Genomic DNA, 26,948 nt, shown 5'->3' on the forward strand with positions numbered 1-26,948 from the left:
TTCGGCTCACAACCGACACGCCGCCAGCATGTCTAATTGTGGTTGGTACTCATGACTACTCACATCCATCATCCCCAACACGGTATGAAAGACATTGTCGTGCGACAGTTTATCATGTTGTGCTACTTGTGACATACACTGTCCATCAAGGCGTTGGTGCTGAGTAAAATCAGGCGAAAACCAAGTGATCATCGGAATGTGCGTTTGTTGCGACGGTGCGACCGCGTACGGCATACCGTGCAAGTAAATCCCGTTCTCGCCCAGTGACTCACCGTGATCCGACACATACAGCATGGCGGCGTTCACCTGCCCACTTTCGTGTTTTAACAGCTGGATGATCTGATCCAACACGTAATCGGTATACAGCAAACTATTGTCATACGTGTTGACTAACTCTTGTTGCGAGCAACGTTGTAAATCACTGGTCTCACACACTGGCGTAAAGCGTTCAAAGGCTTTTGGATAGCGCTTCGCATACGTCGGGCCATGGCTGCCCATCAGGTGCAAGACAATCACACTGTCATTCGTCGCGTGTGCCAGTTGCTGCTGTAATGGCTTGAGGAGAATACCGTCGTAACACAAACCATCTGGGCACAATGCCGGATCCTGTGATCCTTGCGTCGTAATCACATTCACACGATCCGCCACACCTTTGCTGCCACTGTTGTTATCAATCCACGTCACCGCGACACCTGCATGGTGCAACACATCCAACAACCCTTCTTGATGACGGGCTGTCAGCGCATTGTAGTTATCATGGGTCATGCGCGAGAACATACACGGTACCGACACGGCCGTGGCGGTGCCACAAGAGGTCACATGCTGGTAGCTCAAAAGGCCACCGGCCTCGGCTTCTTTCGATAGATACGGGTTCGTGTTTCGTGCATAGCCGTCTAATGCATAATCTTGTGCACGGGCGGTTTCACCCACCACCAGTACCAACACATTGGGCTTACCGGTCTTTCCTTGTTCGGTCTTGCCTTGTACTGCATTGTTGTCCACCGCATCCGTCCCTATTGCGGTAAACGGCAAGTGCGCTTCGTACAACCGTTCTTTCATTACCCGATACCCGGCACTGAGGAAGTTAGTCGGGTTGATCATGGCTTTAATTTCACTGTGATTGCGCAATAGCGAGGCATAATCTTTGTAATAGCCCGCCGCAATGCCGCCCACCACCACAACAGACAACAAAAGAGCCCCGCCTTTGCGTAGCAATAACTGACGAGGTGACGTGCCAAAGTCGACATCAATACGGAAAAGCAATAACAGTGGGATCACCGCTAAGCCCATAAACCAGACCAACATGACTGGCGACAGGTAACTGGTCGCTTCATGCGTATCGGTTTCGACCACGTTAACCATCATGCCGTGATCAAACACCACACCATACTGGTACATGGCATACGTCACCCCTGTCGCGGCAATGATCAAGACAGGCAAAATCACCCGATACACGCGCGGCCAAATCAGCAGCGTAAACACCACGTTCATCAGCGCCGCAATAAAGAGCGGAATAGAGAGCAAAAACCCCCACCCTTGTATAGCCTGCGCATCAAACAAGGCTGACAGGTGATGCCACAACGCCAGGTTTTGAAAAACGGTAAAATAGAAGACAATCAACAGGGTAAAAACCACACTGCGCATTCGACATTTCATACTTGGCACCTACATTCCTTCTTTATTCCTTCTTCACAGACAAGGTTAGTGTATGAAAAAACAAAGCACTTTATTGTCTGACATTGTATGGATGAGGTCTTAGTTGAGGAGCCAAGCGGCGTTAGCGGCGAATAACAGTAGAAAATGGTAGACAATGGTTGATCACTACAGGTGCGTCGTTGGCGATACATGAAGGGGAAAAAGTGAAGAGAACATGGGGCGATCCTGAGAAAACAGGCAAAAAAAGCCCTGATGCTGAAAGCATCAGGGCAACGGAGGTATAACAACAACTATTTACATTAACAGTTTCAAACAACAGTATTTAAACAACAATGGATAATCAAAGAAAAGACACTCAGGAAAAACAATCAGTATTAGCGAAACGGCCAGTGGTCAAAATAAACATGGTTTGCCTGCCACTCCACTTTACCGGGATTATCATCACGCAGGATCTGTGCAACAGTGAAAGCGAATTCAAAGCTGACACCCAACCCTTTACCGGTAATAAATTTATCAGATACAACCACTTTTTTATCTACGTACTGACCATCTGCGAAATTTTCCGCCAGTTTGTCACCCGTGGTATATTCACGGCCCTGCAACAAACCATGCGCCGCAAGCACCTTTGCGCCTGACGAGCACAGCGCACAGATATATTTATCTTCCGCGATATGCCTTTTAAGAAACTCAATCACCATTGGGTTCGCCGACAAATTATCGGTACCTTTCGGGCCCCCTGGCATCATGACGGCATCATAGGTGCAGTCAAAGCAATTTTTCAGCGTATCGTCCGCTGAAATACGCGTTTCAAAATAACTATTCAGTGTGGTGGTTTCCATGCATGACAGCACATCCACCGTCATTTCCATGCGACGCATAATATCGATGAAAACGACTGCTTCCCCTTCTTCAAAGCCATCGGCAAGCAATACAGCGATACGTTTTTGGTTCATGATGTCTCCTAAAGGGATCGTGTGCGCATTCGAACAATCAAACGGCAATTTCTTTGTTATGACCCGCGTCATAACAAAAACATCGCAACAGTCAGTGGTGTAGAAAGAAAGCCCCGCGAACGAGGCTTTCAGTTAGCGACAGTTAATTATCTAAAACTGCGTATTAACGAATACCGAATGAGTAAGACATCATCAGTTTCATGTCGTTACGATCGTACTTGTAGTTCGTGTCTTCTGAGCGGAAGTACGCAGGGAAGAAGTTCACATTCAAGCCTTTTAGATCGCCTTCTAGGAAACGGTAGCGAATGTTGTAGTCGATAGAGTACATGGTACCGTCGTACGTACGATCAGCTGCTTTCTTACTTTTATCTGTGATAACGTCCCAACCGTAGTTACCGCTTAGGCCCATGCTCAGGCCTGGAACACCCCAAGATGCGAAGTTATAGTCTACGCCCAACTTAACGGCTTTCGTGCCATCTGGGTTGTAGTCTTCAATCTGAGAGGTGGCTTGCATGAAGTTACGGTTGTCAGAGTTAGCCCAAGGCGTTAGGCGGAAGTTGTACGCGCCACCTGGATCACTTGGTGCATCTGTTTGGCTATATGCAAAGCGGAAGTTAAAGCCACCAGTCTTCAGATCAGCACCTAGCGCGATGTAGCTTTCCACTTCAGCATCATCAACTTTAGATACTTCGCCTTCGATGTACTTACCGCCATGGTAGAAGAACGCCGTGTTCAACTTCATGTCAGAACCAAGATCAAAGCCGTACTTCACCAACGCCTGCCAGTTGTCACGGTAGTCTTTACCTTGGCCGTAACCTAGGTCAATCACGCCATTGTCTAGCTCATAGATCGCGCCGATAGAGTGAATAAAATCAATCTTCTTCGCAGGAGACATGCTTGGATCACCTTGGTGCCATGCGTTTGTCATGTCTTTAAATTCATCAGACCAATCGTTCTTAAACTGATCCGCCCATGCGTAACCTACGTGTAGGTTACCCATTGATAATTTACCTTCCACACCACGGTATGAATGTGGGTTCAAGCCCCAAGAAGAACGGATGGTACCCATGTTGATACGGGTGTAACCACCGCGTGCCGCGAAGCCTAGTTCTTCATCACCCAGCTTCATTTTCAGTGCAGCAATGTTCAACGACGTATTGGTTTTTTCACAACCATCGCCACCTTTGCCATCATCGTTACAGTCGTAGTCATACAGCAGAATTTCTGACTGACCTACGGTGTCACCGATCTTCAACAAGGTGCTGCCCCATAGGTCAAAACCGATTACGTCTTTAAAGTAACCAGAGCGGTAATCAAAGGCGAGCTGCAGCGTTTGGTTTTCAATCTGTGGCTTAAAGTCTGCACCCGGTGCACGCTCTTCACGGTCACGAATATAAAGGAACGTATGAACATTCAGTTTTGAATCTTCATAAAACGCTTGCTTAGCAGCATCAGATAAATCGATCGCTGCGACACTTTGGTTTTCCACAATATTTGGGTCTAACTCAGCCTGTGCATTAAACGCCATTAATGCTGAGGCGATAGACAAACTTAGCACAGATAAACGCTTTGCCTGCTTTTTCATAATTATATTCCACCAGTTTGTAGGGTGTGTTTCAAGATTGAAATCATATTATTGCATGTACGATTAAAGATAAAACAAAACATCATTTCAGTTTTAATAATTATGACATTCATCATACTTCGAAAAGGCATTTCATTTTTAGGGGAATTGCGTGCCGAGCAAGTTGATAGATTTATTTGTTGCGGATCACAAAACGCATTATGTAGCACAACAATTACCGTATATATCTATTATTTAAAAATGTGATGATACACATGATCTTTATGGCGGCGGCAAATTCGCCGATACAACCGCGCGCCTATAGAAAGGAATTGTCGCCAGAACAGCGTACGTACGAGGAAGACACAGGGTGGTTATCTATAATTTTTTCAGATAATTAGCGCCATTTTAAGCAAGTATCGCCCGATCGTGCGGTACCACGCACACGTAAAATGCGATCCCCCTGTTCATCACCTTGCGTCATCAGGCAACAAGACGATAAACGCAAGAAGATAATGTGCATGACGAAATTTCATAACAGGGAAACAAAAAAACAGAATAAAAAAAACGCCTGTTTTTAGCAGGCGGTTTTTATAATGAGTGATGAATCACACTGATGGGAAAGCTTATGGGAAAGAAGGATATTCTTTACAACCTAGACGGCTTGATACTTCAGCGGCAGAAGCGTGAAGCAATTTAATGAACTCTTCTTTTTTACTCTCCGTAAAACGCATGGTTGGCAGAGAAATGCTCATGCCAGCAACCACGTGATTAAAACGGTCATAGACAGGCACTGCTAGACAACGTAAGCCCACTTCCTGCTCTTCGTTATCTTCACCGTACCCTTGCGCACTCACTTTTGGCAATTCCGCCAGCAGTTCATCAATGCCTTTGTGGGTTTTCGGCGTTGATTGCGTAAACACCACGTCTTTCAGGCGTTCACGTACATCCTCTTCCGAGCGTTCTGCCAGTAGCACCTTGCCAATTGCGGTACTGTACAGTGGATTACGCTTGCCAATACGGGACTGCATGCTCAACTTGTACTTTGAATCAATCTTATGGATATAGATGATGCTGTCACCATCAAGGGCGCCCAGGTGCAACGCTTCCATCGTTTCATCAGAGATTTTGCTCATCTCGGAGTGGGCGTAAGAGATAATATCAATATTGGATAGCGCGCCCGCGCCGACTTCAAACAGCTTCAATGTTAACGCATAACGTTCTGTTTCCCCTTCCTGAGAAACATAACCTAAGGTTTTCATTGTTTGTAAAAAACGATACACCGTACTTTTCGACATCATCAGACGCTGTGACAAATCGCTGATCCCGATTTCTTTTTCAGTACACAGTGTTTCAAAGATAGCCATCGTTTTTTGAACGGAAGATACTGATTCAGGTTGCTTATTGCTCATTCATTCATCCTATACTCAATCGGTGTGCGCTTCATAAGGTTTGAAAGATTTGAACCGCAACGAATAGCGCTTATTTTATGCAAATTACACAAAAAATCAATCGTACACCAATAAAAATGAAACACGTGTTTCAGTTTGAGTTATCTACTAATAATGGGAATATTCTTGCGTGATAGATGATGCTATCAACGCCTTACTTCCCTTCCATTTAATACGACGCACCACAATAAAAACGAAAGTGGTATGTCGCTCCTTCAAGGTCTTTCATATCGACCACCCAGTCCCCAGACACGCGCTGAACACGGCACTCGGGATCGGTTATTAATTCCCCCATAGGGATCGTCGATAAACCGAATGAGACAGGCATATTGGTGCGTGTCGGTTGACTCAACCAAACATGACAAACATTGCCGTGTACTTGGGTCATCAGCATCATTTCACCGTCTAAACAGGCATAGTCACATGCACTGCGAGACTGCCAGTTAATGGCAAAAAAGGTTTGCGAAGTACGGTGGTACACCGCATGCAAATCACGGCGAAGACTCAGCCAGTCCCAATCAGGTTGCGCAGCAAACACTGTTAACTGCACAGCTGTGCAGTTTGGCATTAATAAATATGCATAACGTTGATCATTATCGTATTCTTGTATTGATTTACCATCATCGTGTATTAAATTATGGGCAATCGTCGCACGCAACACCGCCCCCGATACGTTTGTCACAGGCAAGTTGCGCGCATTTTCTGGAAACTGATCGTTCCAGTCTCCCTGACGCATTTCTGTTTGAACAAACAGGTGTTGTGCGAAAGGCAGGTAAACCCCACACTGTGACCTTGTCTCACCGTCACCTTGTACCCAATGCATATGCTGCTCTACGTCGACCTCGTAGCTTTTCATCGCATCAGTCGGCCATGATTGCACCTGCCCGTCCACGGTTAACGTGGCTTGGCTCAGATCATGCAATTGCGTATTGCCGATCGTCGTAAAGGCGTTGCCCTGCTTGGATCGAATATCCGAGCCCATCATGACGATCTGATCGCCGAGGCAGATATAGCTTTTTTTCGCCTGCAACGTATTGTCATGGTTATAGAAATCGGCACCAAACAGCCCCATCTCCCCGTTGGATACCCCACCAACAAAACGCATGTCATGTTTCACATCATCGTATTGGCGGCAGCCGCCATAGTCGGGCAAGGTACGGCCATCGGTGGTGGTTCCCGGTAAAAAGCGTTTATCCACCAGCGGATACCAATCGTGATACTGACGATCATCGTTGTCATACAGATACGTCATACCATCGCCGGTGTACCACCCTTTGAGGTTCTCTTCGGTCGTCGTCAGGCTTTCATAATTACCAATACGATCAGAATGCAGAGAGATCGAGAAAGCAAACCCGTTACCACGATGCACCATACGATCTTGGCAATAAAACAGTTGATTTTGTGGCTGTGCATCTTCCCCTGCCACATTGCAGTTCTGCGCGATCGCCAACGCACTCAGTAACACCTGTAGTTCACTTTGGCCGTGATAAAAACGATCACCATGAAAAGCTAAGTGGTGTTTGATCGCGGACGCTAAACGCGGTTTCACTGTGGCCTGACGAGAGGGATAAAAACGCAACAACGTTGCCAAGGCCGCGATGCCTTCCCCTTCATTCTGTCGCCAGCCACGGGCAATACCGCGTCCAGTAACGCATTCCATCAATTTTCCCCGATACATGAAAGGCAATACTGAGCCTATCAAGTAATCGTCAATCAACGCGTAACGCGGATCCGATACCACTAACCCTGTCTCTTGCGCCGCATACAGCACATGGGCGATACCATTCAGTAAGACCAGCCCGTACCCGCCGATATAGGGAATATTCACATGCTGAAGAAACGAGCCATCACGGTAAAAACCGTTGCCCGATGTAACAGGCTCCAGCGTGGTGGGGATAGCCGTCATCGCCAGCGCAATATCGTCATCGTTTTGTTCAAACATGGCACGCAATAACACCACCATCGCCAGATCAACCAAGTTCGCGCCGTGGGCACGCATCGTTGGTCGTGTGGCGCCGGGACCATGGTGCTCCCAATACGGCGTGGGGGTCATATAGCGTGACGCACTGTTCAGCTTTTCAATCAGCACGGCAGGCAGTTCATCACGTAACAAGGCACACGTCGTATAGAGTGACTTCGGCACCGCAATTTCCCATTCCCACCAGTTACCGGTACTACGTGCTCCTTCAACATAAATATGCGTCAATACCACGGTCAACGCATGGGTGATCGCATGACGCATGTCTGCAGTATGGCAATCCGGGCAAGTACGATACGCCAAGGCCAGATGTTCAATACGGTAACAGGTATGCTCCATATGGCGGTTATGTACTGTGCCGTCGTCATTAAACAGCAGCAGATCCCCCCATATAACAGGCTGACTGTGTTGGGGATACACTTGTGCACTCTTCAATAACGCCTGAAACCATTGTTGTGCGGTTTCAGCGCGCTGTGACAGTACCGGTACCAATAACGCATGTGCTCGCTCTGCCGCCGTTAACCGTGATGGATAGGTCCAGTTATCCAAAAAGCGGGCGTAGTCAATGGTCACATGTGCATCCTCATTGTGTTTTTTCATCGCGGCTTACCTAAAGAAATGGGCACCTTTCGATGCCCATTATTTACAGATACTATCAGTTAACACGGTAAGAGAAGAAGTACGCTTCACCGTCTAGCTCTGTCGTATCTACCTGCCAGAAACCATCAACCAACGACACGCGATCATCTTCATCACTGACAAGGGCATCGCCCATTGCCTGCGGGAAGGACACCTGTATCGCTTTATCTGTACGCGTCGGTTGGCTGATCCAGACTTTCGCCAGATCACCATCACGCACCATCAGCACCGACAATTCACCGACCGTTCTCACCTGCGCACTGGTCTGCGCGGTTTCACTGAACGCGTTAGCCGCTACCGCTTTCAGAGTATTTTCTACCACAACATGGAAATCGGCCGTTTGCGCGACAATCTCAACATCGGGGTTACGGCCATAATCGGCGGTTTGCTCAGCATTGTAGGTCGGCAATAACACGTAGCTGTACGCGGTTTTGCTGTCATTGTTGTGCTCAATCTGCGTTTGTAGTGCCCACCCTGACACGCGGGTGTCGTCCATCTTATTGAGGTTTTCCGGATACAACACTTTCCAGTCACCATTGCGCGAATGGTATTTCATCGTGACCGATTGTGCCGTCGGTAAGTACACGCCCAAGGCAGATCCGTCCACATTGCCCGCCACATGGAAGCTATTGACGGGCTTAGCGACTTGGTTGTTTTCCGGGGTCCACTGTGCACCATCAACGGTTAACACGTTAGTACCCGTTTCATTCAGCTTACGGTTATCAATAACGGTGTAACCCTTGTTGCCTTTGGCTGAGAAATCCGTCCCCAGAGCAACAATTTCATCATCAAACATGAAGTAAGATTTCTTCACGAGCAGGGTGTTATTGTGGTTGTAGAAATTTGCCCCATACAGGCCAATATCACCGTTAGAGGCACCACCCACCCACGTCATGTCTTTCTTGGTATTGTCATATTGACGGCGACCACCACAATCCGGCAAGGTCGCGCCATCTGTGGTCGTCCCTGGCAGGTAACGTTTATCCACCAGCGCATACCAGTCGGTGTATTGATGGCGATCCGCATCATACAAATACGTCATACCGTCACCGGTGTACCACCCCTTCAAGTTTTCTTTCGTGGTGGTCAGACATTCATAGTTACCGATACGATCAGAGTGCAGTGACAGTGACAAGGCATAGTTATCACCGCGATGCACGACGCGATCTTGGTTGTAGAACATGAAGTTACCCGGTGCGGCCATTTGTGGCTTCAAATCTGCATCTGTCATGATGCGATCCGCCACAGACAACAAGTTCAGATCGCCAGTGGTCGCAAAGTAGGTCTCTGGATCTAACGCTAAGTGGCTTTTGATCAACTGCCCCAAACGCGCTTGTGTCTCAGCATCACGGGAGTCATAAAACGATAACAACGCATTCAAGGCGCTGCGGCCTTCCGCATGATTTTGCACCCAACCACGGGCAATGGCACGGCCACTCACCGCATCCATCATTTTGCCTTCATACATGAACGGCTCAACCGCCGAGAACAAGTATTCGTTGATGGTCTGATAACGTGCGTCACTCAAATCAATCCCGGTGTCCGTGATCGCATTCATCACTTTACCGATCCCAGAGAGCAAGGTGACACCATAGGTGCCGATATACGGGATGTTAGCGTGTTGAATAAAGCTGCCGTCATCGTAGAAACCATTCGCGGTGGTCACAGGGGCCAATACCGTCGGTAAGGCATCAATCGCCATCTTGATGTCAGCATCATTTTGTTCGAATGCGCCACGCATCAAAACAACTAACGATAAATCGACTTTGTTCGCACCTTCAGCCGCCATTGGCTCACGGGTTGCCCCTTCGCCATAGTGCTGCCAGTTTGGATCCGGGACAAACCAGCGAGTCGCGTCATTGGCCATTTTCACAATGTCATCAAACTGCGCTTGCTGGGCGGGTGTAATGTGGCCTTCCATCAAAGACAAGGTATCGTACAGCACCTTCGGTACACCGATTTCCCATTCCCACCAGTTGCCCGTCGATGTTTTTCCGGTGGCGTAATAGTCTTTAAGCATGAATGCCAGACCATACACAATGTCATCACGCATTGCATCGGTGGCCAGTTCGTCAAAACTGTTGTACGCCAGCGCCATGGTTTTCAGGTAGTTAAAGCTCGCCATCATATTTTTGTTGTGCACGGTGCCGGCGTCATCACTGACCAACACATGGGTTGCCCACAAGTGATCGGCTTGATCACGCACCATGCTTTCCTGCGCACTACGTCCCGCATCAAAGCGGGAAGCCAAGACCGCTTTATAGATCTCTTTTTCTCGTTCTTCAGCGGTCAGCACCATCGGGTACGTCCACTTATCAATGATTTTACCGTACTGGATCTCAACCGGCTCCGGCGGCGTTGGGATCGACGGTTCAAGCGGAATAGCAGGGATCGACTCTGATGTAAGGCCATCCGAATTCAGATCATCAGAATGACAGCCACTCAAAGCCAGAGTTAACGCAATCGCCACTGTCGATACCGACAAGCGAGTAACAGACGGGCAAGACAAAGACATTGTTTTCATAAAAGAGTCTCTATATATCCATAAGAAAGAGAGAAAAAAAGCGCTGCCCCTCAGGGAGCAGCGCTTTATTTACCGTTACGCAGTCAACGCATCACCCGTATTACAGGGTGTAGCTGAAGTGGTAAGGTGCACCGTTCAGACCGTCTGTATCGATCTGCCAGTAGCCATCCACTAATTCAACGCGGTTGTCTTTGTCTTCCACCGTGGTATCACCCAAGGCGTTAGGGAATTTCACACTCACAGGCTCACCCGTGCGCGTTGGCTGACTCACCCATACCTTCGCTACGTTACCTTCACGTACCATCAGCACAGACAGTTCACCTTTGGTTTCGACCACAGCACTCGTTTGCGCATCAACACTGAACGCGTTCGCCGCGATCGCGTTTTGCGTTTTCTCAATCACCACATGCAGATTCGCCGTTTGTGCCGCAATTTCGACATCTGGGTTGTTACCGTACGCCGTTGTTTTTGCCGCATTGTGGCTTGGTAGCATCACGTAAGCGTAGCTATCCACTTTGCCTGCACCCGTTTGATGATTAATCAAGGTTTGCAGTACATAGCCTTCTACTGTTGGCTTCTCCATCTTATCGGTGTTCAGTGGGTACAAGGCTCCCCAGTTACCCATACGATCATCCCAACGCAGTTCCGCTTTTTTCGCGGTTGGCAAGTAAACGCCCAACTGGGAACCCGCCATGTTACCTTCGACGTGGTAAGTCGTATTGGCCGTGATACTCGCGTAATCATCACTGCTATTGGCCTTCTCTGGTGTCCAAACGGCACCGTCAACGGTAATGGTGTTAGAACCATCTTGCTTCAATACGCGGTTTTCAATATACGTTGCCACGCCCCACGTTTTGTCGGACTGCACATCAGAACCCAGCATGACGATTTCATCATCAAACGCGAAGTACGACTTCTTCGCCGATGTCGCGAAGTACTTACCGTTGGTCACACCTTGGCTTGAGTTGAAGAAATCAGCCGCAATCACACCAAATTCACCGTTTGATGTACCACCTACCCACTTCATGTTCGCTTTCTTGTTGCCATACGTGTTACGGCCCGTACAGTTACCAATGTGCTCACCCGTCGTTGTCGCGCCTTGCATCTTGCGCTGATCAACCAGTGGGTACCAATCGGTGAACTGCTTATGGTCGGCATCGTAAAGGTGTGTCATACCGTCAGCCGTGTACCAACCACGGGTGTTTTCGGTATTGTTTGCGCCACACTCGTAGTTACCAATACGGTTTGAATGTAGCGAGACTGCAAGAGCGTAACCATCACCACGGTGTACCATGCGGTCCATGTTGTGGAACAAGAAGTTACCTTCAATTTCACCTTTCGCCACTACCGATGTGTCGTTCAAGATGCGCTCAGCCACGTCCAGCACTTTAAAGTCTGTCGCTTTAGTAAAGAAGGCATCGGTATCGGTTTGAAGTTGCTCTTTGATCACCGCACCCAAACGCTGCTTCACGTCGCCTTCACGTGAATCGTAGTAACGCAGAAGCACAGACAATGCACCTCGGCCTTCACCTTTGTTCTGTGACCAGCCACGCGCGATAGCACGGCCTGAAACCGATTCCATCATCTGGCCTTTAAACAAGAACGGTGCAACGGCACTGAACAGGTACTCATCCACCAGCTTGTAGCGCTCATCATCCAAAGAGATACCGGTATCATCCAACATCACCATGATACGAGAGATATTCGACAGCAAAATCATGCCGTAGGTACCGATGTACGGAATATCTTGGTGCTGAATGAACGAACCATCGGCATAGAAACCGTCTTTGCTGGTTACTGGCTCAAGCACGATTGGCATTGCATCCAACGCACGCTGAATTTCAGCATCATTCTTTTCAAAGATACCGCGCTGTAGCACCACCATCGAAGTATCAACACGGTTTGCACCAGTGTTCGTAATGTCGTTATGTGGTGAGTTACCCGCATATTGCTTCGTTGGATCAGGCAGTTGCGCGCGAGATGCATCAATAATGTCTTGCATCATGGCTTCAGGTACGTGCGCATAGAGCAATGAGGCGATATCGTGAATGATCTTCGGTGTACCGATCTCCCACTCATGCCAGTTATCTTTTTTGTGTGGGATCAAATCAGCGTTGTAGAAATCTTTCAGTAGGTAGTCCATCCCGAACAGAATGTCTGCCAATACTTCATCGGTAGTAAATGCAGGATCGTTCAGCGTATAAGCCACCGCTAAATCACGTAAGCGAGCAAACGAGGTTTTCGTTGCCATTGCGTTAACCGTTGGGCCATCACCGTAATCTTTATACAGTTTCTGATCGGCCCACAAATACTCCGCGTTGTCTTTGGTAAAACCAGCGTAAGAGGCCGTTGCGGTGTCCAGCTTCGCTTCAATCATGAGCTGATATTGCTCATCCGTCGTATTTGGCGGCGTCCATAGCGATGCCCAATTCTTCACCGCTACATCGTAATCAATCTCTACCGTCGGTACGATAACGTCAAACTCAGCAGGCTCACCTTGAAACTTCACCATATCGCCTTGGCTAATGGTGTTAGTCATGGTGTAAGCACCGGCGGCCAAACCGTCGATTTCAACCACGGCATAACCGTTTGTGAAGTCTTCCGCTTTCAGTTTCACCATTAGCTCAGTCGCGGCATTACGTACCGTTTGAGAGGCCATCACCACAGTGGCTTCATCACCGACCAATAATGGCGATGAGGCCGTTTTGCTTGCAGCAACCAGATCAATCGACACTTTAAACGGCTTATTCGGTGCCGGGTTATTCGGTACCGTTGGTGCATCCGCCGGAATAGAAGGGTTCGCGGGTAGTTTAGGGGTTTCCACTGACGGCGGTGTGGTTGGATTCAATGTATCGTGATCTTCATGAATACAACCAGTCATCGTGGCAGCGATAGCTAACGCAAGTAAAGAGTGTTTCATTTGCATAGGGGTAGTTCTCATTATTAGTTTTGGAAGTAATGTTTTTGGAAATTTGTTTTTATAAACGCACTTTTTATAAACGTACTTTTTATAAATCTGTTTTTTTGGGTAATAAAAACCCTACCGAGCGCGCGAACGCGCTCAGTGAGGGAATTTGAATAAAATTAAGCGTTAAGCCGTCAGGCGCGCTGGTTCTTCGACCAGTTGTGGCTGTTCAGCGCCGGCCTCTAATGGCGGCAACTCGGCTTTAGGTACCGCATCAATCAGACGTTTGGTGTACGCTTCTTGAGGGTTATTGATGATTTGATCCACCGAACCTTGCTCAACGATACGGCCTTTCTCTAGTACCACCATGCGGTCACAGAAATATTTCACTGTGGCAATGTCATGGGTGATCAGAATGAACGACGTCCCGTAGCGGTTTTGGTATTCAATCAGCAGATCCAGTGCACGAGAGCGCAAAGATACATCCAGTGCAGCCGTCGCTTCATCGGCAATCACCAGCTTTGGACGGGTGATCAATGCACGCGCGATAACGATACGCTGACGCTGACCGCCGGAGAAAGCGTGCGGATAACGTGCGGCCCAGTCACGGTGTACACCGACCCAGTCCATCACTTCATGCAGCTCTTTTCGGCGTTCTTCATCACTCATCTCTGGCTTTAGCTGACGCAAAGGCTCAAGAATGATATCCGCAACCGTCATACGGGGGTTCAGCGATGACATCGGATCTTGGAAAATCAAGCGCAAGTCAATGAACAGGTGATCACTTTGCTTACGGGCCAAGTTCACCAAATCCACATCCAGATTACGGCTAGGATCGTGATATTGAATGCTACCAGAGGTAGCGTGATCCAGCCCTAAAATCGCACGACCCAGCGTCGATTTACCCGAACCTGACTCGCCCACGATACCCAGTGATTCACCTTGGTTCACCACGACAGAGACGTTATCTAGCGCGACCAGTTGCTTGCCTTTCTTGAAGAAGCCGCCGCCATTTTCAAAAATTTTGCACACATTGCGCGCATCAATGATCGGCTTGGTCGCCGTTGAGTTTTTTGCGTTATACGGAATTTTCAGCTCAGACGGCAATTCTAAACGGCGCGTTGCATCCATCAACTTAGTGGTGTACGGGTGCTGTGGGTTTTCATAAATCTGACGCACATCCCCTCGTTCTACCACTTCGCCGTCTTTCATCACCACGACGCGATCGGCAATCTGCGCGACAACGCCTAAGTCGTGAGTGATAAACAGAATCGACATGTTGATCTCTTGCTGAAGCTTGGCGAATAAGTCCAAAATTTCAGCTTGAGTCGTTACGTCGAGTGCCGTTGTTGGCTCATCGGCAATCAATATATCCGGGCGGCTGGCAATGGCCATCGCGATACACACACGCTGGCGCTGGCCACCTGACAACGCATACGGGTATTTGTCAATCAGCGTCTCTGGATCCGGCAGCAACACTTGGGTCAGCAGTTTAATGGTCTGCTCACGTGCTGCTGACTCAGTTAGCCCCTTATTACACATGAATAAGGTTTCTTTGATTTGATCACCCACGGTGTGTACTGGGCTAAGCGCACTCATTGGCTCTTGTGAGACCAACGAGATGCGTTCTGCACGGATGCGGCGCATCTGAATGCTGTCACTTTCTAGCGTGGTGATATCGACTTTCGACCCATCCACATGCAGCAAGATTTCACCCGAATCGATATGACCGGTTTTACCTAAGATTTGCAAAATCGCTTTTGAGGTCACCGACTTACCTGAACCGGATTCACCAATGACAGCCAGGGTTTCACCACGAACAATATCGAAGCTAAGGTCTTTAACGGCATGTTTAGAGCCCAGTGTGCTGTCAAAGCTCACGTTCAGGCCATTAATTTCTAATACTTTATCAATCATCTCGTTATACCTCATGGTAAGGGTCTGTCGCATCGCGCAAGCCATCGCCCAGCGAGTTCATTGCGAGAATAACGAACACCACCATGCCCGCAGGATAAAGCAGCCAAGGCGCATCAGCGACTGAGCGGATATTTTGTGCTTCTTGGAGCAATACACCCCAACTTACAACGGGCGCTTGCAAACCAAGGCCAAGGAAACTCAGTGACGTTTCACCCAAGATCATCGCTGGAATCGCCAATGTAACCGCAGCAATGATGTGACCCATAAAGTTCGGCACCATGTAGCGACGAATGATTGAAGCCTGTGAGTTGCCGTCCAGCCACGCTGCATTGATGAACTCTTCATTACGCAGTGACATGAAGCGTGAACGCACTTCTCGCGCCATGTCCGGCCAGGTCACACAACCCAGAATCAGGGTAACCAGGAAATACTTGGTGATGCTGTCCCACTCACGCGGTAGCGACGCGGTGAGTGCCATCCACAACGGTAGCGTTGGGATCGCTTTAATCACTTCCATCACACGGTTAGTTACCGTATCGAACCAGCCCCCTTTCAGACCCGCGATAGAACCAATCGTGATACCGATAACCAAGCTAAAGAACACCCCCATCAAACCCACTGACAGCGAGATACGCGCACCGTGGATCACACGTGACAACATGTCACGACCCATACGGTCTGAACCCAGCCAGAAGAACGGTAGCTTCTTATCATGCGGAACGATGAACTTGGTGGTCATCGGGATGAAGCCCATCAAGTGGTACTCATCGGTTTGGCCGAAGAATTCAAAGTACGCTTTCTTGTTTTCATCCAATTGATAAGATTTTTGCAGCGTCATTGGGTCAGTTTTCACTGAGTAAACACTCAAATGCGGTGCCCACTGGTAGCCCTCATCCGTTTTCTCAATGAAGTGCATTTCCTGTGGCGGTGCAAAGGTGTAACGGCGCCAGCTGTCACCCGACTCGAACGGGGCAAAAAACTCAGCAAATGGCATCGCAACCGTGTAGGCCACCAACAAGAACCAGAAGCTACACCAGGCTAGGCGGTTGCTGCGGAACTTGTGCAGCATCAGTTGAGAGGCCGTGGCCGTCTCTTTATCCAACTTCTTCAGTTTAAAAATATTTAGTCTTTCTACTAGAGCACTCATGTCTTTATTCCTTTAAGCGCCGGCACGAATACGTGGGTCAATCAAACGAAGTAGAATGTCGGAAACCAGCGTACCAATGATGGTGAGACCACCCATGATGAGCAGGATGTCGCCGGCCAGTACCATGTCTTGTTTTTCTAACGCCTGAAGCATCAAGGTACCCAGCGTTGGCATGTTCATTACCTGACTAACAATGATGTCAGCGCCCAACAGTACCGGCAGTTTCCAGCCGATAGTTGCTGCAACCGGGATCAGGGCTAAACGCACAGGGTATTTCATCGTCAGTTCACGCTCGCTCAAGCCTTTGGCGCGCGCTGTGGTGACATACGGTTTATTCAGCTCTTCCATCAAGTTGGCACGCACTTTACGGATGATGGTGGCCATACCCGCAGTACCCAGAACAAGAATGAAGACCCAGCTACGTTGGAAAGAATCCCAGAACTTGGCCAATGACATTGGCTGACCCAGGTACTCATCCGAGTTCAACCCTGTGATCACCACGCCAAAATGTTCATAACCAATCAGGATAGCGATGATAGCGATAACGAAGTTCGGCGTGGCCATTCCTAGGAAACCGATAATCGTGCCGAAATAGTCACCCACAGAATACGGACGCAGTGCGGAATAAATACCGATTGGAATAGCCGTCGCAAACATGAAAATCAATACGCCAGACATCAGCAACAAGGTCACTGGCAGACGGGTTTTGATCGTGTCCCAAACAGGCTCTTGCGTTGACAGTGACATCCCCAAGTCACCGGTCAAAATCCCTGAGAACCAGTCCCAGTAACGGACAAGCAGCGGTTTATCCAACCCATATGTTTCACGGAGAATTTCTATCATTTTTGGGTCAACGGTTTGGCCCAGTGATTGAAGCTCAGCAATCTTCGCGGTGGCGAAGTCACCTTCGGGTAAGTCAATCACAAAGAAAATGATGACGGACATACATAAGAAGGTAAACACCATCAAACTGAAACGAGACAAACCGCTCGCCACCATCGGATGCTTCTCGAAAAATGGCACAACTATTGAGCCCACTTGGTCTCTTGCACCGATTAAGAAATTGCTCATATCAATTCCCCTAAATCCCTATATTGTGTCGCTAGCGTATAAGGGGGAGCAGCCTGTACTGCCCCCCTTTTTTTAGGTGTTATTTTTTGTCAAACCACAACTGGCCAACACGCATTGGTGCCGGTGTCATCAGGTTGTAAGACTCAGGCATACCTTCTGGTACGTTGCGCAGTTTATCGTTCACGATCACTGTGCTTGGTAGGCCGTTTACCGTACCGATAGCGAAGAAGTTCTCTTCCGCGATGTCGATAATTTGCTGCATTAGCTCGTTTTGCTTCGCCTTATCAGCCGTAACGCGGATCTGGTTGTACAAGTCGATCTGCTTCTTCACGGCTGCTGGTGGCTCAACCGCAGAATCTGCATCTGGCGTTGCTGACCAGTTGTACCAGCCTAGACCGAATGTCGATTCAGGAGAGAACGGCATGTACCAGCGCGCTTCATCGATGATGCCCACACCACCGTCGCCGTACCATGGGATCACGTCGTAGTCATTCGCAAAGCGCATTGAGTTCTGTAGCGAACGGTCAACGATGCGGATATCCAACATCACGCCCACTTCTTGCCAGTGCTTCTTCACCATTTCCAGTGCATCACGGGTTTCAGGCTTCACAAGCGTGGTGCTCAGTGCTTCGATACGGATACGCTCGCCGTTTTCCATCAGACGGAAACCGTCTTTGTCACGGTTAGTCAGGCCTAGCTTGTCCAGCATCTGGTTAGCTTTTTTCAGGTCAAACTCGGTGTACTGCTTCGCAAAGTCGTCGCTGTAGAACGGTGACGCGTCCAACGGTGCGGCTTGGTACGGTTCAACTGCGCCCGCAAACAAGGTTTCGCTGATATCCCAACGGTCAATCGCGTGAGACATCGCAATGCGGAAGTCTTTGTTCGCGAACAGTTCACGTTTCACCGGATCTTTTGCGTTTTGGTTCAATGCAATGACCAACACGTTCATGCGTGTTTCAGGGCGCAGCATCACTTTGTAGCCTGATTTTTCAGCGTTACCGAAGATCAATGGACGGTTAGCGGCGTTATCAATGTGACGCGCTTGGAAATCGGTCTTACCGGCAACGGCACGCAGTAGCATTTCTTCTTTGTTTTCAGAGAAGGTCCACTTTACAGAATCGATATACGGCAGCTGGTTGCCCGCAGTATCGACCTGCCAGTAGTACGGGTTACGTACGTATTCGGCAAACGGTGCGTTCGCTGACGGTGGGGTTTCTACCACCCACGGTGCCATCGTTGGGCGATCCGCGTTGGCATAGAATGGGGTGAAGTAATGCGCAGGACATTTCACTTCGTAGTATTCACGCCAAGAAGAGAAACCATCTGCTTTCACCAATTTTTCAACGTCAGCGTTGAACTGAGGCTGGAATTGAGAACAGTACGCTTTGTTGAATGCGGCAATGTTAGACCCATCCACACCCGCTAGCTGGCGAATGAACAAACCGTTTGGCTCTTTCAGCGAGATTTTTACCGTGTGGGCATTGATCGCTTCTGCCTTTGCCGCATCGTGGCTCTTGAAGAACAATGGACGGTTACCCGCATGGTTCGGATCACCCAGTACGTCGTTCACGTAATAAACAATATCGTGTGCGCTGAATTCAGAACCGTCAGACCACTTCATGCCTTTACGCAAGAAGATGGTGTATTCCGTGGCTTCTGCGTTTGATTCGTAGCCTGTTGCTAGGCTGGGTACCACATCGGTGTAAGTGTGGTTGAACGAAAATAGGTTGTTGTTACCTAGAATACGCATGCGGTGACCGTTATCACCCCACAAGCCCACTAAATCCAACGTGCCGCCGTACTGGCCGACAGATTGAAACGGTGTCACAACCAATGGATCTTGCGGTAGACGTTTTTCAACAGTCGGTAGCTTGCCAGCCTTCACAAGTGCGTCAAGCTCAGGGGCTTGCTGGTACGCAAAAGCAGGTAGAGACATAATCGTTGCTATCGAAGCAGCAAGTAGGGAGTACTTACGGTTGAAAATGTTACTTCTCATACATTTCTCCGGAGAGTTTTTAAAAACAAAAACGATATTGGATAAGGTGGACACACCAAGACCCGTCATATTATTGCTTTGCTGTGATAACCTTCATGAGCATTACACTGTGACCTTTGGCCACGTTGCCATGAATGACAGGCACAGCGGCCTGGGCGTAACGAATGTTTGTATTCGGGGCGCACGGCATCACGCTGTAATGCCCTTTACCATCAAGGAGTTGCAGTTCACTGATCAAGGTTAGCCCCATGACTCGCGCTTCGGTCAATGCGTCTAATTCCCCGATGCATTTCACCCAGGTATCCACCGCATGGCCGGACAGAATAAAATTGAAATCACACTGAGAATCGATGGTATGACGACGGAACTCTTCCCCTTTCTCAAACCACTGCACGGTTTCAATCACGCAACCTTCAAACGGCTGCCAGACCGTGATCAATTGCTGTTCACGCAATTCAGAAGTTAAGAGTTGATTACGGAAGAACCACGCTTGTGTTTCGGGATGCTGACAGGCCATGACGTTGTCACCGATAAAGCCTTGCTCAATCCAACGCAGCGCTTCAACGCCAAAACCGTGGGCGGAGGAATACGCAAACTTGAGGTATTTATCGTGACTGTTACGCAATTCGGCGGCAGACGGCGCCCCACTCAGCAAAATACTGATGCCGTTATGGCGGGCGACGAGTTGCTTGTTCTTTTCCAGCGCGACTTGGGTTGACTGCTGAATAATCTGGCTCTCTTGGGCTTGCCAGAATGGATGCCCTTCAGGCAAACGCACCGCCGCAAAGCCTTTCAGCGCCAACAAGGGCGACATCGGGCTGTTGTAAAATTCACTGGCAATCAAATTGGGATAGGTAAAACCGACGCTGAGTGTGCCTTCGCTAACGATAGGTTGCTGGCTCCACCAACGCAGTGTTGCCGCCCACAAGGTTTTCATGTCGCTGACGGTCAGGCTGACACGGCTTAGTGCAGCGGGATAACACGCCAACTCACTCCAAATACCAGCGCCTGCAAAGCGGTAAGACATAGAACGGCCGTACGCAATCGGCGCACCGTCTTCACCGGTCCATAACGCAAAGTTCTGTGCAAACAAAGCAGCACGGTGAATAAACAGTTGGGCGTATTGATTTAATTCTGAAGACAGTTCATCAGTCACGGTATTCACCCAGCGGGCAAACAATAAACCGTAATAATGGAAAGCAAACGGGTTGTAATAGTCAGTACAGCCACTGCGGCCATCACGGTACCAACCATCCCCTAAATACATGTTGTCGATTTCTAATAAATCGCTTTGAAGCACCTGCGCGTTATATTCCGCACCCACATGACGCAATGCCATTAATATAAGCACGCGAAAGAAATGCCAGTTATTATTCGGTATACGAATATCTGTTGCGCTTTGTAGCCAAATAATTAATTGCTGTTGTTGCGTGGCCGTTAAGCGATCAAAGAAAATACATTCTGCATCAACCATGGCCATGGCAATGGCTGACATTTCAACGCAACGTTGGCTGAAATCTACCGGGGCGCCCCAATACGCTTCATGCTCAGAATCAATCCCGTTAATCACCGCCGCCAGTAATTGTTCAAGCAGTTCAGGCGCATCATTCGCCAGTGGCACAGCGCCCCACAAAATGCGAGCAACACCTTCTAAATTAAGGGCTTTTTCATCATAATGGGCACGACCTGTCGCATCAGACAGTGCCGCATTTTCAGGACGCAATCCCGCTACCTGTGCGCCAATGAACGTGGCTAACACGTCTACGGTCTCACGGCGGTTTTGGTACATCACACCATTGGCGTTCATGGCGATTGTTTTCATTTCCTAGCGTCCTGAAGCAGTTTCGATAAATATATTTAAACGCATTTCTTATATTTTCAAAACTGCTTTTCATATTTAATGCCCGCTAGATCATGTTTTTTATTTGGCGCTCTCTCGATTTGTGATCAGTGCACTATTCATCACGAGATTTGCAGGTTTCCCCCGCAGTAAAAGCGCGGCCATCTCTCGTATTTTTGGCGCAGAATGCGTGAAGAAAGCATGGTAAGAAGGACAGAGATAATGCAACGGATTCGTATTATTCGACTCAAAAACAAAACGATGTTTCGGACAGCCACCTTGACAGGCATGTAACCATTCACATTGACGACATTGCGGGCTCAATGTCAGTTGTTTGGCCAGCCCAAACGCCCGATTTGGCACGCCGTGCTTAATTGCGTCTAGCGTGGTGTGGTGAATGTTGCCAAGATAATGCTCAGGGTAGACGTAGTGATCACACACATACACATCCCCGTTGGCTTCTAACGCGAAGTTACTGCCACAGCGCGGCGCATGAGAGCACAAGGTGGCTGGGTAGCCCAATTGACTGGCCAGCGCGCTGTCAAACAACTGCACAAACACCCGCCCCACATCACGCTTCACCCAAACATCGAAAATTCGGTTCAAAAACTCACCAAACTGCGCCGGCGCTACCGACCACGGCGTGACACGGGCTTTAGGATCGTCAGGCAGTACCAAATGCAATACATCTTCATTGTCTTTGTTTTTGCCTGCACATTCGGTCTGGCTGCGTTCCACCAGCGGAATAAACTGCAAAAAATCACTGCCAATCGACACCAAAAAGTCGTACACCGCCTCTGGCTCAGCACCGTTGACATCATTCACCACGGTTAAGGTATTAAACCGCACGCCATAACGTTGCAGCGCTGTGATCCCACGCATCACCAAATCAAAACTGGGTTGGCCGTTGCGCTTCACCCGATAGTGATCATGCAACGCTTGTGGACCATCAATAGAGATCCCCACGAGAACCTGATTCTCCGCAAACAACTGCGCCCAGTCGTCGTCAATCAGCACCCCATTGGTCTGGAGCGTATTGGTGATCTGCTTACGCTGACCGGTGGCCTGAAATAGCGTGTCGATATAATCTTGCTGCAAGGCAAACGCACGGCGGTAAAACGGGATCCCCAGCATCGTCGGCTCCCCACCCTGCCATGCAAACACCACATCCGCCCCTTGCTGGGCATCAATCTGCTGGTGAATGTATTGCGTTAGCGTGGCGTCATCCATGCGCCAGTTTTTTTGCCGCTCGGGGTAGAGCTTTTCTTTTTCCAGATAGAAACAATAAGTGCAATCGAGATTACACACCGACCCACTCGGCTTGGCCATGGTATGGCAGTGTGGTGAAACGGGGAGTTGCGCTGCCGCGTCGGCCCATTGTTGATATAACGGGTGTGTTGCGATAGCAGGAGAAAACAAGTGAGAGGTGTTCATTACAGTCCTTGCCAGTGAAGACGTTGCCAACCATTAAGCGGCCAACCATTCACATCCAAATAAAAAACGGGCCCAACCGAAGTTGAGCCCGTAAGATAATGATAAAGCTATTAATTAACTTTGGTATGCCTCACAAATCATACAACCTGTGACGCTGTGACATCACGCTTCCAGCCAACGCCACTCATAGCCCTCAAGCACCATCTCATGCTGTTGGCCTTGGGTGTCAGTGATTGTCACGGCTTGTGGCGTATCCGTGTAGTTCACCACCGTCGCTTTACCCGTTGCTGGGTAGTAACACGCATCCACATTGGCGCTGTTTGATAGCCATGGGTAGCTTTCCTGATCAGACTGCGACAACCACAACAAGATGTTCTGCAACAAGCGCGCATTGGTCATGGTGAATGGCAAGTTACCCAAGTACACCGAGCGACCTTGGCCGTATTCACGTGCCGTCAATGCCAAGTGTTGGCCTTGTGCCGCAATCACGCTCATGTCATGTGCTTGTGGGTACACATAGCTCAAGTTACCGAAGTCTTCTTCGCCCGTCAGACACTGCGCCAAGAAGTGCTCGCCATCCAACTGCACAGGCTGTGCCACACGGCCCATGGTCAAAGACGTTTCTTTTTCCAGGCCGAACACGTCGCCTAGCTGGAAGAAGCGGCCATTCTGTAGGTGCGCTGACGGATCACAGATCCCCAACAACCCACCACCGTTACCCACGAACTCACGCAGTGCTGTGATGATCTGTGGATTGCCCCAGTTTTCACCGCCACTCCATGCCGAATCAGCGTCACCAGTATTGATGATCACCTTGATGTCATCGCTAATGCCATGCGCAAGAATGTCTTCAAAGCTGATAAATTCCACGTCAAACGGCAGACCCGCCAAACATTCCAATGGGTTGTTACCCACAAGTTCCATCACGTCTGGGCGTGGCGGCACGTAGAAACGCTGATCTTGTGCTTGGTTTTGTAGCCAAGAACGCGCCACACCCCATGCGTTTAACACGGCGATTTTTCCGCCCACTTTGGCTGACGCTTCACCACCGGTGTGCTGACGATAAACACCGAACTCACCAGAAAGCTGAGTCACATGGTCGATAAAATGCGGGAACTTGTTCGCAAGCGACAGGTAACCACCGTAACCGATGCGATCCAACGGCTTGTGCAGCATGGCACGGCGGATCTTCACCCAGTTCGCCATCGACTCGATCACCGGGTTGTTGCCTTCGCGGAATACATCCGGGAAGAAGTACGGGTAGAAACGGGCTTCTTTGATTTGATCGCCCGCAGAATCGGTCAGACGACGCAGTGCCACACCGTCTTCTACCGCGCCCACGTTAATGTCGATACCGATCTCTTGGTAAGACGGAAGGAAAGGTTCAGTACCGATCCAGTGGTCACCCTGGAACATCGCCGCACGTTTGCCGGCATCATGCGCCATTTGCACAAGTTCACCGGCAAACTTCGCCACAAACTTCTGAATGAACGCCATCCAGTCACGGTACTGCTTGCTTGGTACTTTGTAGGTGCCGTTGTAGTAACCCGCATCGACGAAGTCTTCCGGCGTCAGGCGGTAGCCGTATTCTTTCTCGAAATCATCCAGCGCTTCTGGGCTCACGGTTTCGCCGTAGCCTGTCCAGTCGCGGTAGATATCTTGGTTCTTCTCGTTGGCATCAATAACAAACAAGAAAGCAAAGGTGGTGAAACGAACAACCGACGTATTCGGGTGATCTTCCAACCACTGCGCGAAGTAACGCTTCAAGTGTGCGCGACATTCTGGGTGGTACGGGTCAAGACTGCGGATCTTGTCGCCCGTCCAACCGTTAGTCAGTGCGTTGTACATCGACACACTGTCCCATACCTGACGTACCATTACCGACGCGGTGTATTCATGGAATGGTGTGGTGTCACGCACCACAATGGTGCCGTTCTCAGCCACAAAGTCCCACTGATCAACCGATACCACTTCATTGGTAGTGCGGTTACGCACTTCCCAGTGTTGTTTCGGGTTGCTGTTATCGTCCAGCTCGTATTTCTCGGCACAGTAACCCTGTAGCGGGTGGATCACCAACTCCGTCGCCATCGCCGTTAACGGGAACGATGACAAGTATTTACGGTGCAGATATTCAGGGTGTGCTTTCGCGTAAGCCTGATCGGCACGAACGATGCACAATACTGAGTAAATATCGCAATCTTGCTCTGCCAATGAATCTGGCATGGTGGTGCCGTCACTGTCACGTAGGGCATCAGCCTGCCAACGTTTGTACAGATCCAATACCACTTCTTCCTGTCCCACTTCCACTGGAAGTGTCATGTGTCCTTGCGTTGTGTGTGCCATGCTAATTCTCAAACCTCGATAGCCAGTTGTACGTCTTCGCGCTTAATGCCTTGGGTTGGCAAACCTGTGTCGTAATCACGCACGATAGGTGCAACACCGTCTGCCGGACGTGGACGGAACAGCCCCATCCATTCTCTTTCTTTCTCAGGGCGCCATGGTCGGCATGCCCACTCAAACGTGCGGAACGTATCGCGGATATGATCCATATACGCCAGCAGCTCATCGTGCAGCTGGTTACGCACGTCAATGTAATCTGGGTGTTCAATCAGGTTGTGGACTTCGGCACGGTCGTTCACACGATCGTACAGCTCATCCGTGCCCAGCAGGTTGATCACCAACTTATGGGTGTCTGTGATCCAGCCGCGCACCGGAATGAAACCACCGTTAGAGTCGTGTTCCACTTCGTAGCGGTTAAATTCCACCATCACACCGTTGAACTCACGCTCAGCCGGTGTGTCTTCCAACAAATCATTGCCCGGCATGATCGGCGGCTGCGCAATGCTGGCCAGCTTCATGATGGTCGGCATGATGTCGATATGGCTCACCGGACGATCAATCACGGTACCGGCTTTCTCGCCATCGGTATTTTTGATGATCAACGGGATATTGGTGATTTCGTCGTACACCGCTGCGCCTTTGCCCCACAGTTTGTGGGCACCGTTCATTTCACCGTGATCGGAGGTATACACAATCCAGGTGTTCGCTAACTCTGTCTCATCCAAGTGGCTCAACACGCGGCCAATCTCTTCATCCACAAAGTCGTTGCAGCCGAAATACAGTGGGTTGATGAAGTACTGCGACCCCACACCCGCGCCTTTAGCGCGCGACCATAAACGGTGGTGCAATGGCTTGCTTGCCAAGTCATCAAACGCCGCTTCACCCAAGTCGAATTTGAAGTCTTTGAACTTCTCGACATGCTTCGGCGGGCACGTGAACGGATGGTGCGGCTCGTCATACGACAACACCAACAAAAACGGTTTTTCTTCGACGCGGTGCTGCTCAATGAACGACAAACCACGGTTAGTGATACGGTGGCCCCACGTGAAATCCGCTTTGATTTCGTGCGCTTCCAACTCCGCAGGGCTGTTCAAGCCACGGCGCCATAGCGTGATCTCTTCTTCGGTCAGTTCATTGAGGTAGTTCACGCCGTCATACCAGTAATCAGGGTGCCAACCTTGTGGACACACCCCGGTACCGAAATAGTCGTGACCATCAAGGTGCCACTTACCGATGTAACCGGTGTTGTAGCCTTCCGCTTGGAAGATCTGCCCCATATGGCGAATGTTGGTGCCTAGCGCGAGGTTATTGGTCCATGCGCCGCTTTGGTGCGAATACATGCCCGTAAACAGACCCGCACGGGCTGGCGTACACAATGGACAGGTGGTGTAGGCGCTATCAAAACGCACACCGGTATCCGCCATGCGATCCAAATGTTGAGTATCTGTTGCCTGACCGGAGTAGCGCTCAACCACGTTCGCGCCCTGACTGTCGGTCATGATCAGGATGATGTTAGGTGCCTTTTTCATTGCC

General features: G+C 49.5%; 15 protein-coding genes. All 15 read right to left on the reverse strand.

What is annotated here, in order from left to right; all coding sequences use genetic code 11:
- Positions 1-6 precede the first annotated feature (6 nt).
- A complete protein-coding gene (locus tag ACSF8W_RS12090) occupies positions 7-1,656 on the reverse strand; it encodes a phosphoethanolamine transferase (protein ID WP_500847580.1) in 1,650 nt (549 codons plus the stop codon).
- A gap of 374 nt (positions 1,657-2,030) precedes the next feature.
- Complete coding sequence (locus tag ACSF8W_RS12095) at positions 2,031-2,609, reverse strand: DJ-1/PfpI family protein (protein ID WP_500847581.1); 579 nt, start codon at positions 2,607-2,609, stop codon at positions 2,031-2,033.
- A 163-nt stretch (positions 2,610-2,772) separates the two neighbouring features.
- The gene (locus ACSF8W_RS12100) at positions 2,773-4,194 is read right to left on the reverse strand and encodes an OprD family outer membrane porin (protein WP_500847582.1); all 1,422 of its coding nucleotides are present in this window, start codon (positions 4,192-4,194) and stop codon (positions 2,773-2,775) included.
- A 605-nt stretch (positions 4,195-4,799) separates the two neighbouring features.
- Positions 4,800-5,585: a DNA-binding transcriptional regulator KdgR gene (gene kdgR, locus ACSF8W_RS12105; RefSeq protein ID WP_500847583.1), complete on the reverse strand. Its 786-nt coding sequence runs from the start codon at positions 5,583-5,585 to the stop codon at positions 4,800-4,802.
- Positions 5,586-5,793: 208 nt separating this feature from the next.
- Positions 5,794-8,202, reverse strand: a complete 2,409-nt coding sequence (locus ACSF8W_RS12110; protein ID WP_500847584.1) for a polysaccharide lyase family 8 super-sandwich domain-containing protein — start codon at positions 8,200-8,202, stop codon at positions 5,794-5,796.
- A 55-nt stretch (positions 8,203-8,257) separates the two neighbouring features.
- Positions 8,258-10,765 (reverse strand): polysaccharide lyase 8 family protein, encoded by a 2,508-nt coding sequence (locus ACSF8W_RS12115; protein ID WP_500847585.1) that lies wholly within the window; start codon positions 10,763-10,765, stop codon positions 8,258-8,260.
- 100 nt (positions 10,766-10,865) lie between these two features.
- A complete protein-coding gene (locus tag ACSF8W_RS12120; protein WP_500847586.1) occupies positions 10,866-13,691 on the reverse strand; it encodes a polysaccharide lyase 8 family protein in 2,826 nt (941 codons plus the stop codon).
- Positions 13,692-13,856: 165 nt separating this feature from the next.
- Positions 13,857-15,587 carry a dipeptide ABC transporter ATP-binding protein gene (locus ACSF8W_RS12125; RefSeq protein WP_500847587.1) on the reverse strand — a complete coding sequence of 577 codons (1,731 nt, stop codon included), beginning with the start codon at positions 15,585-15,587 and terminating at the stop codon, positions 13,857-13,859.
- A 4-nt stretch (positions 15,588-15,591) separates the two neighbouring features.
- Positions 15,592-16,734: an ABC transporter permease gene (locus ACSF8W_RS12130; RefSeq protein ID WP_500847588.1), complete on the reverse strand. Its 1,143-nt coding sequence runs from the start codon at positions 16,732-16,734 to the stop codon at positions 15,592-15,594.
- A gap of 12 nt (positions 16,735-16,746) precedes the next feature.
- The gene (locus ACSF8W_RS12135; RefSeq protein ID WP_500847589.1) at positions 16,747-17,805 is read right to left on the reverse strand and encodes an ABC transporter permease; all 1,059 of its coding nucleotides are present in this window, start codon (positions 17,803-17,805) and stop codon (positions 16,747-16,749) included.
- Positions 17,806-17,884: 79 nt separating this feature from the next.
- Positions 17,885-19,801: an ABC transporter substrate-binding protein gene (locus tag ACSF8W_RS12140; RefSeq protein ID WP_500847590.1), complete on the reverse strand. Its 1,917-nt coding sequence runs from the start codon at positions 19,799-19,801 to the stop codon at positions 17,885-17,887.
- A gap of 70 nt (positions 19,802-19,871) precedes the next feature.
- Positions 19,872-21,623: a DUF2264 domain-containing protein gene (locus tag ACSF8W_RS12145; protein WP_500847591.1), complete on the reverse strand. Its 1,752-nt coding sequence runs from the start codon at positions 21,621-21,623 to the stop codon at positions 19,872-19,874.
- A 99-nt stretch (positions 21,624-21,722) separates the two neighbouring features.
- Entirely contained in the window at positions 21,723-23,075 is a 1,353-nt protein-coding gene (locus tag ACSF8W_RS12150) for an anaerobic sulfatase maturase (protein ID WP_500847592.1), read from the reverse strand.
- 162 nt (positions 23,076-23,237) lie between these two features.
- A complete protein-coding gene (gnpA, locus tag ACSF8W_RS12155; protein ID WP_500847593.1) occupies positions 23,238-25,394 on the reverse strand; it encodes a 1,3-beta-galactosyl-N-acetylhexosamine phosphorylase in 2,157 nt (718 codons plus the stop codon).
- A gap of 32 nt (positions 25,395-25,426) precedes the next feature.
- Positions 25,427-26,944 (reverse strand): sulfatase-like hydrolase/transferase, encoded by a 1,518-nt coding sequence (locus tag ACSF8W_RS12160; RefSeq protein WP_500847594.1) that lies wholly within the window; start codon positions 26,942-26,944, stop codon positions 25,427-25,429.
- Between the last annotated feature and the right edge of the window lie 4 nt (positions 26,945-26,948).

Source organism: Photobacterium sp. 270122K, assembly GCF_059941365.1.

What these genes read in the sequence shown, in the direction of transcription:
- ACSF8W_RS12145 (WP_500847591.1), bottom strand. Translation starts at nt 21,623, where the DNA reads ATGAAAACAATCGCCATGAACGCCAATGGTGTGATGTACCAAAACCGC.
- gnpA (WP_500847593.1), bottom strand. Translation starts at nt 25,394, where the DNA reads ATGACACTTCCAGTGGAAGTGGGACAGGAAGAAGTGGTATTGGATCTG.
- ACSF8W_RS12130 (WP_500847588.1), bottom strand. Translation starts at nt 16,734, where the DNA reads ATGAGTGCTCTAGTAGAAAGACTAAATATTTTTAAACTGAAGAAGTTG.
- ACSF8W_RS12140 (WP_500847590.1), bottom strand. Translation starts at nt 19,801, where the DNA reads ATGAGAAGTAACATTTTCAACCGTAAGTACTCCCTACTTGCTGCTTCG.
- ACSF8W_RS12135 (WP_500847589.1), bottom strand. Translation starts at nt 17,805, where the DNA reads ATGAGCAATTTCTTAATCGGTGCAAGAGACCAAGTGGGCTCAATAGTT.
- ACSF8W_RS12115 (WP_500847585.1), bottom strand. Translation starts at nt 10,765, where the DNA reads ATGAAAACAATGTCTTTGTCTTGCCCGTCTGTTACTCGCTTGTCGGTA.
- ACSF8W_RS12100 (WP_500847582.1), bottom strand. Translation starts at nt 4,194, where the DNA reads ATGAAAAAGCAGGCAAAGCGTTTATCTGTGCTAAGTTTGTCTATCGCC.
- ACSF8W_RS12110 (WP_500847584.1), bottom strand. Translation starts at nt 8,202, where the DNA reads ATGAAAAAACACAATGAGGATGCACATGTGACCATTGACTACGCCCGC.
- ACSF8W_RS12090 (WP_500847580.1), bottom strand. Translation starts at nt 1,656, where the DNA reads ATGAAATGTCGAATGCGCAGTGTGGTTTTTACCCTGTTGATTGTCTTC.
- ACSF8W_RS12125 (WP_500847587.1), bottom strand. Translation starts at nt 15,587, where the DNA reads ATGATTGATAAAGTATTAGAAATTAATGGCCTGAACGTGAGCTTTGAC.
- ACSF8W_RS12160 (WP_500847594.1), bottom strand. Translation starts at nt 26,944, where the DNA reads ATGAAAAAGGCACCTAACATCATCCTGATCATGACCGACAGTCAGGGC.
- kdgR (WP_500847583.1), bottom strand. Translation starts at nt 5,585, where the DNA reads ATGAGCAATAAGCAACCTGAATCAGTATCTTCCGTTCAAAAAACGATG.
- ACSF8W_RS12120 (WP_500847586.1), bottom strand. Translation starts at nt 13,691, where the DNA reads ATGCAAATGAAACACTCTTTACTTGCGTTAGCTATCGCTGCCACGATG.
- ACSF8W_RS12150 (WP_500847592.1), bottom strand. Translation starts at nt 23,075, where the DNA reads ATGAACACCTCTCACTTGTTTTCTCCTGCTATCGCAACACACCCGTTA.
- ACSF8W_RS12095 (WP_500847581.1), bottom strand. Translation starts at nt 2,609, where the DNA reads ATGAACCAAAAACGTATCGCTGTATTGCTTGCCGATGGCTTTGAAGAA.